This is a genomic window from Oceanicoccus sp. (genome assembly GCF_029238675.1).
Classification (GTDB): Bacteria; Pseudomonadota; Gammaproteobacteria; order Pseudomonadales; family Dasaniaceae; genus Oceanicoccus.
Genome location: NZ_JAQWFR010000008.1, coordinates 47,247 through 63,654 on the forward strand (window position 1 = coordinate 47,247; position 16,408 = coordinate 63,654).

At 49.3% G+C, this 16,408-nt stretch carries 9 protein-coding genes; 5 read left to right on the forward strand and 4 right to left on the reverse strand.

Annotated elements, in window-relative coordinates; all coding sequences use genetic code 11:
* Window positions 1-35 precede the first annotated feature (35 nt).
* Genes fdhF through P8H32_RS03485 form a run of 3 tightly spaced genes read left to right on the forward strand, consistent with a single transcriptional unit; the run spans window position 36 to window position 3,988 of the window.
* Window positions 36-2,126, forward strand: coding sequence for a formate dehydrogenase subunit alpha (fdhF, locus tag P8H32_RS03475; protein ID WP_301088471.1), 2,091 nt, complete (start codon window positions 36-38; stop codon window positions 2,124-2,126).
* Window positions 2,127-3,152 (forward strand): 4Fe-4S dicluster domain-containing protein, encoded by a 1,026-nt coding sequence (locus tag P8H32_RS03480; RefSeq protein ID WP_297292949.1) that lies wholly within the window; start codon window positions 2,127-2,129, stop codon window positions 3,150-3,152.
* Complete coding sequence (locus P8H32_RS03485; RefSeq protein WP_301088472.1) at window positions 3,146-3,988, forward strand: FAD-binding oxidoreductase; 843 nt, start codon at window positions 3,146-3,148, stop codon at window positions 3,986-3,988. Before P8H32_RS03480 ends, P8H32_RS03485 begins: the two co-directional genes overlap by 7 nt.
* Window positions 3,989-4,058: 70 nt before the next feature.
* Here the strand turns inward: P8H32_RS03485 and ppsA are convergent, their stop codons facing one another.
* A complete protein-coding gene (ppsA, locus tag P8H32_RS03490) occupies window positions 4,059-6,473 on the reverse strand; it encodes a phosphoenolpyruvate synthase (RefSeq protein WP_301088473.1) in 2,415 nt (804 codons plus the stop codon).
* 130 nt (window positions 6,474-6,603) lie between these two features.
* On the opposite strand from ppsA, the gene P8H32_RS03495 reads away from it, so the two are divergent.
* Both P8H32_RS03495 and P8H32_RS03500 read left to right on the forward strand, forming a co-directional pair.
* A complete protein-coding gene (locus P8H32_RS03495; RefSeq protein WP_301088474.1) occupies window positions 6,604-9,303 on the forward strand; it encodes an HAD-IC family P-type ATPase in 2,700 nt (899 codons plus the stop codon).
* A 92-nt stretch (window positions 9,304-9,395) separates the two neighbouring features.
* Window positions 9,396-10,436, forward strand: coding sequence for a permease (locus tag P8H32_RS03500; protein WP_301088475.1), 1,041 nt, complete (start codon window positions 9,396-9,398; stop codon window positions 10,434-10,436).
* A gap of 249 nt (window positions 10,437-10,685) precedes the next feature.
* Here the strand turns inward: P8H32_RS03500 and glgP are convergent, their stop codons facing one another.
* Genes glgP through P8H32_RS03515 form a run of 3 tightly spaced genes read right to left on the reverse strand, consistent with a single transcriptional unit; the run spans window position 10,686 to window position 16,392 of the window.
* Window positions 10,686-13,184: an alpha-glucan family phosphorylase gene (glgP, locus tag P8H32_RS03505; RefSeq protein ID WP_301088476.1), complete on the reverse strand. Its 2,499-nt coding sequence runs from the start codon at window positions 13,182-13,184 to the stop codon at window positions 10,686-10,688.
* The gene (malQ, locus tag P8H32_RS03510) at window positions 13,181-14,680 is read right to left on the reverse strand and encodes a 4-alpha-glucanotransferase (RefSeq protein ID WP_297291419.1); all 1,500 of its coding nucleotides are present in this window, start codon (window positions 14,678-14,680) and stop codon (window positions 13,181-13,183) included. The genes glgP and malQ overlap by 4 nt, the downstream gene beginning before the upstream one ends.
* Window positions 14,680-16,392 carry a glycoside hydrolase family 57 protein gene (locus P8H32_RS03515; protein WP_301088477.1) on the reverse strand — a complete coding sequence of 571 codons (1,713 nt, stop codon included), beginning with the start codon at window positions 16,390-16,392 and terminating at the stop codon, window positions 14,680-14,682. Before P8H32_RS03515 ends, malQ begins: the two co-directional genes overlap by 1 nt.
* Window positions 16,393-16,408 lie beyond the last annotated feature (16 nt).

Below are 16,408 nucleotides of genomic sequence, written 5' to 3' on the forward strand. Positions count from 1 at the left end.
CTTTAAATCCTGCAGTTTGGTGAGAATGATTCACTATGACTATTCACTCAAAATCAACCATCTGCCCTTTTTGCGGAGTCGGCTGCGGCATAAACCTGCTGCTGGATAACAACACTATTACTGGTGTTGAACCTCAAGCCAGCCACCCCATTAGCCGCGGGCAACTCTGTGCCAAAGGCTGGAGTACCGCTTACGGTATCGATACCCATGACCGTATCACCCAGCCCTTGATTCGCCATAAGCAATCATTTAAGGAAACCAGCTGGGACCATGCCCTGGCTTTTATCGGTAAAAAAATCAAAGACATTATCGCCAACCATGGCGCGGATGCGGTCGGTATAATCAGCAGCGCCCGAGCCACCAATGAGGATAACTACGCGGCACAAAAATTAGCCCGGGCCGTTTTTAATACCAATAATGTGGATCACTGTGCCCGTATCTGCCATAGCCCAACGGTGGCCGGTTTAAATATGACGCTGGGCTCCGGTGCGATGACCAATAGCGCCAGTGATATTTTTGCCGCCGATGTGATTATGGTCATCGGTGCCGACCCCACAGAAAACCACACTATTCTCGGTGGCCATATTATGCGGGCAAAATTACAGGGCACCACACTGATTGTGATTGACCCGCGCAAAACGCGCTTGGCAAAATTAGCGGATATCCATCTGCAACTAAAAGCCGGCAGTAATATTGAATTGATCAATGCCATGCTGGAAGAAATTATCGAACAGCAATGGCATAACAAAGATTTTATTCACCGGCGTTGCGAAGGTTTTGTTAGTCTGGCCGCAGCGTTAGAAGGCGCCATGGCCACTGCGATAAAAACCACCGGTGTGAATGGTGCATTAATCCATGCTGCCGCTAAAGCCTATAGTCAGGCCAGCAATGGGATGATTTTATACGGTATGGGAATTACCCAATATGTGAGTGGTACCTTTAATGTTATCTCTCTATCCAACCTCGCCTTAGTCTGCGGCCATATTGGCCGTCCCGGTACCGGTATTAATCCCCTGCGGGGGCAAAATAATGTCCAAGGTGCCTGCGATATGGGTTGCCTGCCCAACGTCTACCCCGGTTATCAACCGGTGGATGATATCGCCAACCGGGAAAAATTCAGTCAAGCCTGGGGCTGCCATTTGTCCTTACAGAAAGGCCTCACCTCATTGGGGATGTCCACCGCCAGCCTGCAGGGTGATTTCCATGGCTTAATTCTATTTGGTGAAAACCCGGTCGTTACTGACCCCGACCAAAATCAGGTGCGCGCCGCACTGAAAAAACTGGATCTATTGGTGGTGGCAGAACTGACCATGACCGATACGGCAAAGCTCGCGGACGTGATCTTACCCGCCGCCTCCTTTGCAGAAAAAGACGGTACCTTCACTAATTGCGAACGACGGGTGCAATATATCCAGCAGGTAGTATCACCACCCGGCACAGCCAAAACAGACTGGCAGTGGCTGGCTGATATAGCCCAACAGCTTGGCAGCGATAAGCTTAACTGGAAAACAAGCGAAGCGGTGTTTAGCGAAATGGCCAGGCTAACTCCCATCTATAGCGGTATGAGCTATCAAAAGCTGAAAAAAAACCATGGCCTGCAGTGGCCTTGTAATCAACAATACCCTCAGGGCAGCGCCATTTTGCACCGGGAACAGTTTGCTACCAGTACCGGCAAAGCCGAGTTAATCCCCGTGCATCCCGTGGCCATTGATGAAACCACTGACACGGAGTATCCCCTAACGCTGACCACCAACCGCCTTCACTTTCACTATGGCTGCGGCTCAATGACAAGAAAGTCACCGTTGTTGGAACGGGAAACCCCCGCCGGAATTTTATTTATTAACCCCGCAGATGCTGACGCCAACCAGATCCACCATCTTGGCCCAGTGGCGGTTCGCTCTCGCCGTGGTTATATAGAAACCCGGGCGATTTGTACCGAGGATGTTCCCCCGGGATTGGTTACCATGCCTTATCATTTTCGCGAAGCGCCCTCAAACCAGTTAACTAATAACGCCCAGGACCCGGTTTCAAAAATGCCGGAATTAAAAGCCTGCGCAGTGGCAGTCACCCCGTTGGCTGCAGGCTGCCAACCCCGTGATAGTGATACCTTGCACAGGAGTCGATAAATGCAAAGCTACCAATTGGAAACAACACAAACCCTGCAATATCATCTGGCGGACCACTACCAGATTTACCAACGGGTGGATCTGCAAAATGGTGATAGCCACTGGCAATCGATGGAGTCACCCCAACCTGTGACGCCGCTGCAAAAACTGCCGATTAGCTCACCCAAACAATTCTTTTTTAGCGAGCGGGAAAACCTGTTTAGTTTTGATGGTGAATGTTTTCGTGAAACGGTACCGGAGCCAGAACCCTTTGTGCTGTTTGGGGTGCAAAGTTGTGACTTAACCGCGATTGCCTACCAGGATCAGTTTTTTGCCGAAGACCCTTATTATCAGGCTCGACGGAAACAAGCTTTATTAGTCGGTTTTGATTGCCTCACCCCCTGTGAGTATGGCTTTTGCCATACGGTTAACGCCGGTCCCGGGGTTAACCCTGATTGCGCCGATATTATTTTGCATCGCCAACCCGGAGGGGATTGGTTAGTGTTAGTCAGCAGCCTTAAGGGAAAGCAAGCATTAAGGGGATTAAATTTACCAGCCGCAGATAGTCAGGCATTAGTTGGCCGTGATCAACAGGTGAAAAACTGCATCGAACAATTTGAACAAGACCCCAGCCTTGCACAAGGTATTGACCAGCTTTCCAATGAAACTATCGATAACGACTTTTGGCAACAGCTGGGCCTGCAATGTTTATCCTGTTCCGGCTGTACCACCCTTTGCCCAACCTGCTCCTGCTATGGCACACGCGACTTTGTGGATGATACGGGACAGCATCAAGAGCGATTTTGGGACTCTTGCCTGTATGAAAGTTTTCAACGGGAGGCCAGCCAACATAATCCATCGGAAGAAGCCGGAGCCAGGCTAAAACGGTTTTGGACCCATAAATTCAGCCAACAAACCGTTAAAGCATTTGGTCGCCATGGCTGCGTTGGCTGTGGTCGTTGTGAGCAAACCTGCCCTGGTGTTGTTGGCGTGCACTCAACCATGAAACGTATTGTGGCTTATCAAGCGGAATCAGCACCATGCTAAGCCTTACCCCCATGCCCACTGAGTTGGTCAGTTATTATAATGACAGTGAAGATACTCGCCATTTTTGTTTTCGTCTACTTGACCCAGAGGCCATAAAAAAAACGCAGCCTGGGCAATTTTTTATGTTGCATATTCCCGGCATCGGCGCTGCGCCCTTTACCTTTACTACACCACCGGATAGCCGTGGTGTTTTTTATGCGCTGATAAAATCTGTAGGTAAAGTCACCCGGGCATTATTTAATCAGCAAGCGGGGACCACTCTTGGTGTTCGCGGCCCCTTTGGGACAGGCTGGCCAATCAAAACCTTGGCAGGGCAGCGAATTCTGATCGTTGCCGGTGGTTGCGGCATTGCACCACTGGTTAATTTAACGGAGACACTACTGCAACAAAATTCTTATCAAAGCCTGGCCTTGCTCTATGGTGCGGGTAGCCAAAAAACCGAAATGCTCAAGGCGCAACGATTGCGTTGGCAACAACAGATGCCGATGTATACAGTATTAGAAGCGCCGGGGCAGAGTGAATTAACTGGCACCCCGGTTGATGTGTTAGATACAGTGCTGGGGCAGTTAGGGGAATTTCCTACGGCCTTATTATTATGTGGGCCGGAAATTATGATGCAGAAGATGGCTGGAAAGTTTATTGATAAAGGTTTAGCTGAAAGCTCTATTTGGCTGTCGATTGAACGCAGGATGCATTGTGCGGTGGGTTTATGTGGGCATTGTTATTTGCACCATAGTTATGGCTGTGCGGATGGGCCGACTTATCGGTGGGATCATTACCAACAGTTATCTGCAGGAGATACTGATCCGGGACTGGTCATTCCCTCACAAATATAAACGTCGTTCCCGCGAAGGCGGGAATCCAGACTGCATGCTTATGCTGTTATCTCCGCTAAAGCGGAAATCTTCAGCGCTGGATTCCCGCCTTAGCGGGAACGACGATGTCGCTTTGCTCCGCCCTATAAACCGACTCTGCGGCCGCTATAAAAGCATCGGGATTTAGCGAAATTGAATCAATACCCGCACCCACTAAAAACGCAGCAAACTCCGAGGAATCTGAAGGTGCTTGCCCGCAAAGCCCCACTTTACAACCGTGCTGATGTCCCACCTTAATCATCTCGACAATCATCCGTTTTACCGCTTCATCGCTGCTATTAAATAACGGATTTAGCTCCGAGGCATCGCGGTCTATACCCAGCACTAACTGAGTTAAATCATTACTGCCAATAGAGAATCCATCGAAGTGCCGGGCAAACTGTTCGGCTAAAATTACATTCGATGGGACTTCACACATCATATACACCTGGAAATCTTTAACGCCACGTTGCAAACCCTGCCCCGCCATTATCCCCAGGACTTCATCAGCTTCTTTTACTGTGCGGCAAAAAGGAATCATCGCGATAATATTGCTAAAGCCCATAGTGTCACGCACCTGCTTTATTGCCTGGCATTCCAGCTCAAAAGCTTCACGGTAACGGGGATGATAGTAACGGGCAGCGCCCCTTAGGCCCAGCATAGGGTTTGGCTCTTCGGACTCAAAAAACGCGCCTCCCAATAAACCTCGATATTCATTGGACTTAAAATCCGAGAAGCGAATAATAGCGGGCCTGGGATAACAAGAGGCGGCAATTTTTCCGATACCTTGCGCCAGTTGCTCCACAAAATACAGTTCCTTATGCATAACACCATGAGTGATGCATTCAATCTCCTCAAGCACCTCTGTATTATCGATAGCTTCGGGGTGCAATAGCGCCATGGGGTGAATTTTTATTTGGTCAGCAATAATAAACTCTATTCGCGTTAAACCGATACCCGCCGTCGGTAGTTGCCACCAGCGCAACGCCGTATCGGGCATGGCTACATTAATCATTAATTCTGTTGTTGTTTTGGGAATCTTATCCAACGCAATAGTATTAACCCGGTAATCCAATAAACCAGCATAGACTTTTGCCATAGCGCCATCAGTACAATCCAACGTCACCTCCATGCCGTCTTTAAGTAGGGTCGTGCCATTGCCCGTACCAATAATCGCTGGCACTTTTAATTCTCTGCAAACAATGGCGGCATGGCTGGTGGGACCACCTGTGTCAGTAATAATACCAGCAGCCCTGCGCATTATTGGCACCCAGTCCGGATCAGTGCGCTCGGCCAATAAGATGGCTCCTTCCGGAAAGTCATCACAGTCACCGGCATCTGCCCGGTAGACGATTTTGCCACGGGTGATGGCACTACCAACACGGGTTCCCTCAACCAACACCTCACCGGTTTGTTGTAGCTGATAGTTGTCTAATAGCGCAACGTCTTTATTGGACTCAACCGTTTCCGGTCTGGCCTGGACGATATAAAGGTCGCCGCTATCACCATCCTTCGCCCACTCAATATCCATAAAGCCATCATAGTGGCGCTCTATCACCAGCCCCCATCGCGCCAGTGTTAGTATCTCTTGATCCGTTAATACTTGAGTATTACGCTCTTCCTGACTGGTGGGCAGGGTTTTAGTGCCAATGCCAGAGCGCCCATAAACCATTTTTTCCAATTTACTGCCAATAGTGCGCTGAATAATCGGCACCAGATGCCAATCATACAAAAACGGTTTATAGACCAGAAAACTATCAGGGTTGACCCTGCCTTTGACCACCGTCTCCCCCAGCCCCCAGCAACCGCTAATACTCACCACATCAGGGAAACCACTGTCGGGATCCAAAGTAAACATTACACCGGAACAGGCCTTGTCGGCATGCACCATCTGTTGCACACCTACCGACAGCGCCACCGCCTGGTGTTCAAAGCCCTGTTGCTGACGATAGGCAATAGCTCGATCGGTATATAAGGACATATAGCACTTTTTACAGGCGGCCAATAAGGCCTCTGCGCCACAAATATTTAAATAGCTCTCTTGTTGACCGGCAAAACTGGCGGTGGGCAAATCTTCTGCCGTAGCAGAGCTGCGCACCGCTACATCGGTTGCTATTTTGCCGCTGCGTCGACATAACATCTGATAGGCATTAACAATAGACTCACGTTGCGACGCTGAAAACTCGCCCGCCCCGATTAATGCCCGAATAGCGGCACCCACTTCAGCCAGAGTTTTACCCCCGTTATCTAAAGCGGCTAACTGATCGGTAATAGCGTCGTCCAAATCATTATCGCGCAAAAAATCCCAATACATGGAGGCGGTTAACGCAAAACCCGCCGGTACTTTAATATCATGGCTTTGCAGGGCCTGCACCATTTCTCCCAGGCTGGCATTCTTGCCACCGACCAGCGGTAAGTCATCAAGCCTGAGTTTCTCAAACCAGATAATTTTTTTATTGGGTTCCATAAATACCTCCGCCTTTAGCTTCAATGGTTGTAGCGGAAAAAGATACGGCAATAAAAACCATAAAAGTTGTCCCCCGTCAGTATCCGGTGCAATCAATCCACTACTATTTACCCCACTGAGCTTGATAACAATGGGAGATTTCAGGGTGATTGGTTTAACCACCGCACAGGCCAATGAAAAATTGACACAATATGGCCCCAATAGCCTGCCTGAAAAACGCAGCGCCGGTTTATGGCTTATTTTTATCCGGCAATTTAATAGCCCGTTTATCTATATGTTATTTGTCGCCGCCCTGCTGTCCTTTGTGCTTAATCATTATGTCAATGGCTTGTTTATTTTTGCGGTGCTATTGATTAATGCCACCATCGGTACCCTGCAGGAATACTCGGCACAACGGGCTGCTATTGCGCTACGTAAAATGGTGCCGCAATCCGCTTCAGTTTATCGCGATGGGGTTATTTGCACGCTGGACAGCACCGACATTGTGCCGGGGGATATTGTGAAGTTAGCCTCGGGGGATAAAGTCCCCGCTGACTTACAACTGCTTAACTGCCAGGAATTATTGGTTAATGAATCGATTCTTACTGGCGAGTCGATGGACGCCAGCAAGCAGGCCGAACAGTTTATTACCGACGACGCGCCACTGGCAGAACAATCCAACCGCGTGTTTGCCGGTACTGTCGTCAACCATGGCCGGGGCGAGGGTGAAGTGATTGCCACTGGGGCCCGCTCGCAGATTGGGCTTATTGCAAAGGACGTTAGTGTGAGCGGAACCACCAAACCGCCGCTACTACAGCGTATCGAACGCTTTACCCTGCGGGTTTCTTATAGCGTACTGGTGGTGATTGCCCTGCTGTTTACTATTACCCTCTTAAGGGGCGAAGACCTTGCCACTGTCTTTCTGTTAGGTGTTGCGCTGGCAGTCTCCGCCATCCCCGAAGGCTTGCCTGCTGCCATTACCGTTGCCCTGGCCATTGGTATGCGACGAATGGCGAAAGTGAATGTGATTGTACGCAAGCTGATTGCGGTGGAATCTTTGGGTTCCTGCACTTATATCGCCTCCGATAAAACCGGTACCTTAACAGTCAATAAAATGACCGTTAAGAAAATAATCCTTAGTGATGGCAGCCGCTATGAGGTCAGCGGTGAAGGGATTAATGTGCACGGTGATATTCGCGACCGGGGCGGGCTTCGGGCGCAAGCGCAAGCGATAGAACCGGTTCTACTGGCCGGGCTACTGGCTAACGAGGCTGAACTATCGCCACCGGAAAATCATTCATCCCACTGGCTGGCAAGGGGTGATGGTGTCGATGTGGGATTTTTGGTACTGGCCGCCAAATACGGGTTTGAACCCCAGCAAAGACAGCATCTCTACCCTGAAATCCAGGCTATACCCTATGAATCTGAAAATGCCTACAGTGCCAGTATTAATCGCGTCAATGATAAAACCTGCCTGTTTGCCAAAGGTAGTGCGGAACGTATTCTGCCCATGTGTAGCCAATCGGCAAGGGGTACAGCGTTTAATACCAAAGCTATTGAGCGGCAAATGACCCAACTGGCCAATCAGGGCTACCGTGTATTGGCACTCGCCAGCAAAACACTGGGGGATAACAACACGAGTGGCGCAACACTGGACCCAAAATCACAATTAAAGGATCTGGATTTTCTGGGTTTGGTGGGCATGATCGACCCCTTGCGCCCGGAAGCGGTAACAGCAATAAAAGACTGCCATAACGCGGCCATTGAGGTGGGTATGATTACCGGCGACCACCCCAAAACAGCACTGGCCTTAGCGCGTCAGTTAGGGATTGCGGACCAGCACTCCGTAGCGGTAAGCGGCACTCAATTAAATGCAGCTCGGGAAAAAGGCGCAAAGGCATTTGCCAAGCTGGTGAAATCAACACAAGTCTTTGCCCGAGTAGAACCCACCCAGAAATTGCAGATTATCCAACAACTGATTAGCGATGGACATTTTGTTGCCGTTACCGGCGATGGTGTTAATGATGCCCCTGCCCTACGCCATGCCCATGTGGGTATTGCCATGGGTAAACGCGGTACCGATGTGGCCAGGGAAAGTTCAGACCTGATTATTACCGATGATAATTTTTCCTCTATTGTGCAGGGCATCAAACAGGGAAGAATTGTTTATAACAATATTCGCAAAGTGGTGTTTCTGCTTATCTCTACTGGCGCGGCTGAAATTACATTATTTATATTGAGCGTTTTATTTGGCTTTCCTATTCCGCTCTTTCCCATTCAACTACTATGGCTTAACCTGGTGACCAATGGTATCCAGGATGTGGCGCTGGCCTTTGAACCTGCCGAAGGCGATGAATTACAACAAGCCCCACGCCCACCCAAGGAAACGATTTTTAATCGCATTATGCTACAACGCATTCTGATTAATGCGGTGGTAATGGGAACACTGGCTTTTCTCGTGTTTATCTGGTCCCTGGACCAGGGGATGAGTGAACAGACGGCGCGCAATACCACTTTATTGCTGATGGTGTTATTTGAAAATGTTCATGTGCTTAATAGTCGTTCTGAATCGCGGTCTATTTTTAAGCAGGACTTTTTTGGCAATCCTTTATTATTATTTGGCATGCTGGCAGCGCAAGGTATTCATATCGCGGCCATGTATACCCCCGGCTTAAAGGATGTGCTCAATGTGGAACCAGTAACATTGGAATTATGGAGCCGTTTATTAATGATTGCGTTAATACTTATTATTGTTGATGAGATGCATAAGTTATTACTCCACCGGCACAGGCCGGTTAATCATGCAGCGAATATGCACTGGAATAACCACTGGCGTAAATATCATCCGTAGTGATTGACCTAAATCAACACCCATTCAGTCACGCTCTGTACAATCTCTGGAACAGGCCACTATTTTCATAGCAGGTTCTTAGCGGGAAAATAATGCAATGCCACAAGACCAGACATAATAGTCCACCGGATTATTTGTTATGGAGTTCGGCGGCTGTTATCGCCATACTTTATAGCCAATATCTCTGGTACCCTCATACCCTGCCTGATACCGTCTGGTATCAAACCCTGGCTTTATCGGTTTTTCAGTTAATCAATACTATGTGGTGGGGAATAGCGCTGGGGATTGTGATGGTAGCGGTATTAGCCAAAATACCACGTGAGTTTGTGATTGCCCTGCTGGGGACTAACACTGGACTTAAGGGATTGTTGCGAGCAGCAGGCGCTGGTGTGTTACTGGATTTATGTAGCCATGGCATTTTAATGGTGGCCGCCACTCTCTACCGCCGCGGCGCCAGTATTGGCCAGGTTATGGCCTTTCTTATTGCCAGCCCCTGGAATTCTTTTTCACTCACTTTCATTTTATTTGCCTTGATCGGTATTGGCTGGACGCTGGCTTTTATTGTCTTATCGCTAATGATTGCGCTTAGTGTCGGGCTGGTGTTTGAGCAGTTGCTAGCTGCCGGCAAGCTTCCGCAAAACCCTAACACCCTGGTACTACCGCCAGATTTTAAATTCTGGCGCAATGCTAAAAAAAGCCTGGCCACCGTCGTATTTGATATAAGCTTTTGCCGCAGTTTAGTTTGGGACGGTCTTAAGGAGTCAAGAATGATACTGCGCTGGATTTTTTTTGGCATCGTATTGGCAGGGCTGCTCAGAGCCTTAGTGCCACCCGATACTTTTAGCCATTACTTTGGCCCCACGGTTGCCGGCCTCGGTTTAACGGTATTAGTCGCCACCCTATTGGAAGTCTGCTCTGAAGGTTCAACGCCGATAGCAGCGGATCTATTAACCCGCGCCAATGCTCCCGGTAATAGTTTTGCATTTCTAATGTCTGGGGTAGCTACTGATTACACTGAAATTCTGGTGTTAAAAGAAACCACGCAATCCTGGAAGATGACTTTGTTGCTACCGGTATTGACGGTACCGCAGGTGGTGGTGGTTGCGTGGTTAATTAATGAAGTGACGCTGTAGGGTAATGGATTATATCTACCAAACCGTATCAAGTAACTCGCTGCTTCGCAGATTATTATCGGCCGTTACTAATTGGGCATTACAGACAATAGACGTTGCCGCAATAGGTGCATGCAATTGATCCTTGTCATTGGCCAAGCCCCCTTTACTGTAAGGCTATGCTGGCATTTTTTGCGGAAGGTTATTGACGACTATCAATAACAGGGAGGGTTCAATTTTCTTGTAGGGTAAATTGTAATCTACCCTACATTAATCCTTCCATAAAATATGGCGACACTCTAATGGCACTACCGCCTCTTGATGCCAGCCAATAATCCGCGGGGTGTAATGCCATGATGGCCGCTCTGTTTTGACGGATGCCTGATAGATAGCCCCGCCCACGCTACCAACCATCGCTGCTTTTTTTTGTAACGTTATTTTTTCAGTGGGCTGCTCGGCATAAAGTTCAACACGGACCCACTGTGCCGGTACATCACCTAAATAAATCTGCACCTCAATATCAAAACCACCCTCCCTCTCCACCAGGGATTGTTTACCCCAACGAATTTCACTCCAATGTGTATCCAGTACCCGCTGCCATTCAACCAGTGATAAAAGACACTCGGTGTTTTTTCCCCTTGAATAAAACCGCTTGGCACTATCGATATATAAACGGTCCACATACTCCCTGACCATTCGGTTAGAACTATAGGCCGGTGCCAATGCCGCCATACTGGCACGAATCCGTTGCAACCATTGCCGGGGCAAACCCTCAGTATCACGTTGATAAAAGGCGGGAATAACTTCGGTTTCTAAACGGTGATAAAGTTGTTGCGCTTCTTTTTTATCAGACTGCGGGCCAGGCTTCCCTTCAAGATCCCCTATGGCCCAGCCATAGTCCGGCTGCCAGGCCTCCGCCCACCAGCCGTCCCACTGGGATATATTTAAACCACCATTAGCCAGCACTTTCATACCGCTGGTGCCACAGGCTTCCCAACGTGATCGGGGGGTATTGATCCAGATATCGACACCCTGTACTAACTCTTGAGCTAAGGCGATATCGTAATCCGGTAAAAAGACACAGCGATCCTTTAGCGCTGGCCATTGAGAAAAGGCTACCCATTCCTGAATTAATAATTTGCCCTGATGGTCCTGCGGGTGGGCTTTTCCGGCGACAATGATTTGCACTGGACGACCGCGATTGCATAATAGACGAGCTAAGCGTTGCTTATCTTTTAGTAATAAATCCGGCCGCTTATAATCCGTAAAACGGCGAGCAAAGCCCAGTGTTAATACGTTAGGGTCCAGCACATAGTTTGCGGCTGATATGGCCTGCTCTGAAGCCCCGCGCTGAATTAAGGCTTTGGCATAGCGCTGCCTGACATAATGAATCAGGTCTGCTCGCTCTTCACATTTAAACGCCCATAAGCTGTTATCGCTTTGCCGGTCAATCGCCTGCTGCAAACCACTTAAGTCCCCCAGCCAACGGTCTTTGCCCGCCGCTTCCGTCCATAGTTGATCCGCCCAAGCGGAATCCCAGCTTGGCACATGTACGCCGTTGGTGATTTTTGAAACAGGGATATCCTCAAGCGGCCAGCGTGGATAACGAGAAGATAACATCTCTTGCATAACCCCCCGATGAGATTGGCTAACGGCATTAACCGCAATACAGCCATTTAGAGCCAGGGTTATTGGGCTAAAAAAGGGTTTATCGGTTTTGTCGTGATCGATACCCGGTGCCATTACAGATTGGGGAATGAGACTAAATTGCTGCGCATAAACGGAAAAATACTTTTCCACCATCGCTAAAGGAAAACGATCGAAGGCCGCTGCCACCGCAGTATGGGTGGTTAAAATATTTCCCGCCCGCACCAGACACAGGGCCGTAGCAAAATCTAACGACCTCTGTTGCATGACCTCCCTGACCCGCTCCAATATAACCAGGGCGCAGTGGGCTTCATTAAGGTGGCAAATATCCACCGGTAAATCCAATGCCCGCAGGGCACGCCAACCACCAACCCCCAAAGCTAGCTGCTGAATAAAACGGATTTCGGTTTCAGCCGGGTAGAGTTGGTTACAAATCCCCTGATCAGCGACGCTGTTTTGCGGGTGATTACTATCGAGTAGATACAAACGGATATGACCGACTTGTACCTGCCATAAACGCAGTAATAAATGCCTGCCCGGCAACTCGACCGCTACCTGCAACCATTCGCCGGACTCCGCCAGTACCGGTGAAATCGGTAAACTGGCCGTATCGCAGTTGGGGTATAAGGCCTGCTGCCAACCATCGCTATCCAATGTCTGGCGAAAGTAGCCCTGATCAAATAGCAGACCCAAGGCTACCACGGGTACACCGAGATCACTGGCCGCCTTTAAATAATCACCGGCCAGAATTCCCAGACCACCTGCGTATAAAGGTAACGCTTCACCCAGACCATACTCCATACAAAAATAAGCGACCTGTTGTAAGGGTGCCTCCCCATGCTGTTGCTGGTACCAACCCTGTCGATTTAAATATCGTTCACGATCGCTAAGCAACCACTGTAATCTTTTTAAAAATTCTGGATCTTCCGCCAGTTGTTTAAAGCGACTACTGGGCGTGGTTTGCAAAATCGCATAGGGATTTTTTAATGACTGCCAACTATCGGGATCAATACTGCGCCAGAGTTGATCCCCCGCATGGTTCCAGCTCCAGCGAATATCATTGGCCAACTCATTCAATACCTGTAATGAGGCGGGTAGTGCTCTTTGTAATTTCAGCGTCATAGGTATAACACCTGGCGTTGATGACGCTTGGTTAGCTGCTGTAGGCGTTCTGGCAAGCCTGCGCCCAACTGCTGCCAGGCAAATTGCCAACACCAATTACCGCTGGTGGTACCCGGGGTATTTAACCGATGCCCTGCACCCAGGGCCAATAAGTCCTGTATGGGGATAATCACCAGTCTGGCATCGGAGGCCAGGGTATAGTCAATCAGGGACCAGGGCATAGATAGCGTGGGCCGGTTAATCAGGGTATCCACCCTCTTCTGCATGCTCGGCGCCAGGGCTTGGTACCAGGCCAGCGTAGTATCGTTATCATGGGTGCCGGTATAGACGACCGTATTTTTATGATGGTGTTGTATAAGATAAGGATTGTTATCGCCGCCATCAAAGGCAAACTGCATTACGGCCATACCCGGTAACTGAAACCGTTGACGCAACTGGCGAACAGCTTCTGTAATAAAACCTAAATCTTCTGCCACTAGAGGTAAGTGACCAAAATGCTGCTGCAGCGTTTGCAGTAACTGCAGGCCCGGTGTCTTTTGCCAATGTCCTGCCAGGGCATGGCCGGCATCCATAGCAATTTCCCAGCAGGCATCCAAACCACGAAAATGATCAATTCGTATCAGGTCATAAAGTTCCATCTGTGTAGCCAGGCGTTCAATCCACCATTGAAAACCATCCTCCTGGTGTTGCGGCCAGTTATAGACCGGCGTTTCCCATAGTTGCCCGCAAGCGGAAAAATAATCTGGCGGTACACCGGCCAGTACAGTGGCGGCACCGTGGCGGTTAACCCGAAAATAGTGCCGGTTGGCCCAAACCTCTGCACTATCGTGGGCAACAAACAAAGGCATATCACCAAAGAGCAAAATACCACGACGATGGGCATAGGTTTTTATTTGCTGCCATTGGCTATAAAAAATACATTGTTCAAATTTTACTTGTTCAATTTGCCGGTACAGCGTTTGTTCAATCTCGCCCAGTGCGGCTGGTTCACGGTCACGTAGCGCTGGTTCCCAGTCCATCCATGCTGCGCCCTGGTGGTAACGGCCAATGGCGGTAAACCGTGCAAAGTCCTTGAGCCAGTCGTGATGCTGGTGAATAAAGACCTGATAGCTATGGTGATAAGCATGGGTGGGCTGCTCGTTAAATTGTTCAAAGGCTTGTTGCAAACAGGCCAGTCGAAACTCGCTGATACTGGCAAACTGCCCTGCTTTCAACGTGTCAGATAACCACCCCATATCACGCAACCATTGCAGGTCAATTAATAGGGGGTTGCCCGCATGAGAGGAAGTACATAAATAGGGCGAAAGGTCTTTGTGGGTTGGCCCAAGGGGTAAAATCTGCCAAACGCTCATACCCGATGCCGCCAAAAAATCAATAAACCGGCAGGCTCCGCCAAAATCCCCAAGACCCTGATTATCCTCCGCAGGCAACGAGGTTACCGGTAACAGCACACCGGCCCGGCGGGTATCTAACACTTCTGTCTTATTAGCAGCCATTAGTGGCTACCTTTACGCATCACGCCGCCATGCAAGGGGCTCCCACTGCCGTGGGTAAAGACCTCAATTAAATAGGCGGGAGGCTCCAAACCCAGGCACTGGTAACAATTGGCCAGGTGCATTCTAAACAGGCGATCAAAATCACTGACGGTGGCAGCGGGATTATAATCACCGAACCACCAAAACCAATCGGAGCTTTCGCAGATAGCCAGTTGCTGCTCTGCCAATGCCCGCTGGCCTGCGGTTAAATGCCCCTCGGCAATGACCCGGTCATAACTCTGTTTGGCATCCACCAACATATCCCAGGCGCGATTCTTTTGTTGATCGCCAATCCATGTGGAGAAAGTGCCATAAACCCAGCTACCTGCCACCAGTTGTTGCAGCGTGGCAACACGCTGCCCGGCATCGCGAGTCGCATCAGCCAATGTGGTGAGTTGCAAGTTGGGGTGATCTGTTATGGATCGGTAAAGTCCCTGCAAAAAGTAATAGGCATTATCCGGGTAATGTTCCCAAGCATTTTCACCGTCGAGAATAATACTAACGACGGCGTCCTGTTTTATGGCCGGATTGTTTGCAATAGCTTCCAGTCGATCAATAAAATTGGCCACGGCATCATCCCCGTGCCAATCGGAATAACTAAAGCCAATTAAATCCGACAATTCATCATCACGAAAAAAACAAAGGGTCTTGTTCTCTTTAAGTTGATAAGGCTGGTATAGAAAGGTGGCTTTATCATCAGGCAGAGGCTTATTTTCAAGGGCTAAGCTATGCCGTAATACACTTTCACCACTGGCCGTCCATTCAAATTCAAACTGATCTAACAAGGCCACTGCAGTATCACTGATACCCCCTTCAGATAACCAACAACCCACCGGGCGGCAAGCAAAATAGTGTTCAAAGGTATCCAGACCCTGTTGCAGTTGCCAACGGGCCCGCTCTTCGCCTCCCGGATAATGATTGGCAACGGGCATCGTGATATCGGGGATGGATTGGCGGGCGCTCTGCATATCAATCAGCAAAGGCATTATCGGATGGGCGTAGGGTGACATGGAGAGTTCAATCTGGCCCTGTTCCATCAATTGTCGATAGCGGCCTATTAACGATGACAGATTATGACCGATAATCGCTAGCAGTTCACGGCGGTCATGGTAGCTAAAGTGGTGCCCTTTACGGATGAGTTTTTTAACCTTGCGGTGACTACGGCGTACGGTTTCACCCAGCCAGGCCAGGTGATACCACATCAACAGATCAATAAAATACTGGCTATTAAGGTAGCCTATTTGATCGGGGTGATCGCTAAACCATTGCCCCAGTTCCGCCAGCCGCTGGTAAGGGGGAAAACGTGCTATCAAGCGCTGTTCGTTAACCCGTAAACAGGCTTTTATCAGGCCGTGGCGATAATCATTCGCCGCGGGCAAAACAGGGTTAACCAAGGCATTAAGCAAGCTATCTTTAATGACCATATTAGCACTAAAGTAGCGCTGTACCTGTTGGCTGTAATCGTCAATCTGTTGCAACAGTATGGGGGCAAAGTTAATCACCGTACGCGCCTGCGGGTTGCGCTCAAGGTGAGCCACCATATCGACGTAGTCTTTGATGGCGTGTAGATAAGTCCAGGGTAACTGGTATTCACCCTGCCGATGGTCACGGTAATCCGGCTGGTGCATATGCCAGCAAAATACCACTTTGAGTGTTGGTATATCAGCCAACATGCAACCCCCGCCAACT

Coding starts and splice junctions, on each gene's coding strand:
- P8H32_RS03515 (WP_301088477.1), bottom strand. CDS start 16,392: ATGTTGGCTGATATACCAACACTCAAAGTGGTATTTTGCTGGCATATG.
- malQ (WP_297291419.1), bottom strand. CDS start 14,680: ATGGCTGCTAATAAGACAGAAGTGTTAGATACCCGCCGGGCCGGTGTG.
- fdhF (WP_301088471.1), top strand. CDS start 36: ATGACTATTCACTCAAAATCAACCATCTGCCCTTTTTGCGGAGTCGGC.
- glgP (WP_301088476.1), bottom strand. CDS start 13,184: ATGACGCTGAAATTACAAAGAGCACTACCCGCCTCATTACAGGTATTG.
- P8H32_RS03485 (WP_301088472.1), top strand. CDS start 3,146: ATGCTAAGCCTTACCCCCATGCCCACTGAGTTGGTCAGTTATTATAAT.
- ppsA (WP_301088473.1), bottom strand. CDS start 6,473: ATGGAACCCAATAAAAAAATTATCTGGTTTGAGAAACTCAGGCTTGAT.
- P8H32_RS03495 (WP_301088474.1), top strand. CDS start 6,604: ATGGGAGATTTCAGGGTGATTGGTTTAACCACCGCACAGGCCAATGAA.
- P8H32_RS03480 (WP_297292949.1), top strand. CDS start 2,127: ATGCAAAGCTACCAATTGGAAACAACACAAACCCTGCAATATCATCTG.
- P8H32_RS03500 (WP_301088475.1), top strand. CDS start 9,396: ATGCAATGCCACAAGACCAGACATAATAGTCCACCGGATTATTTGTTA.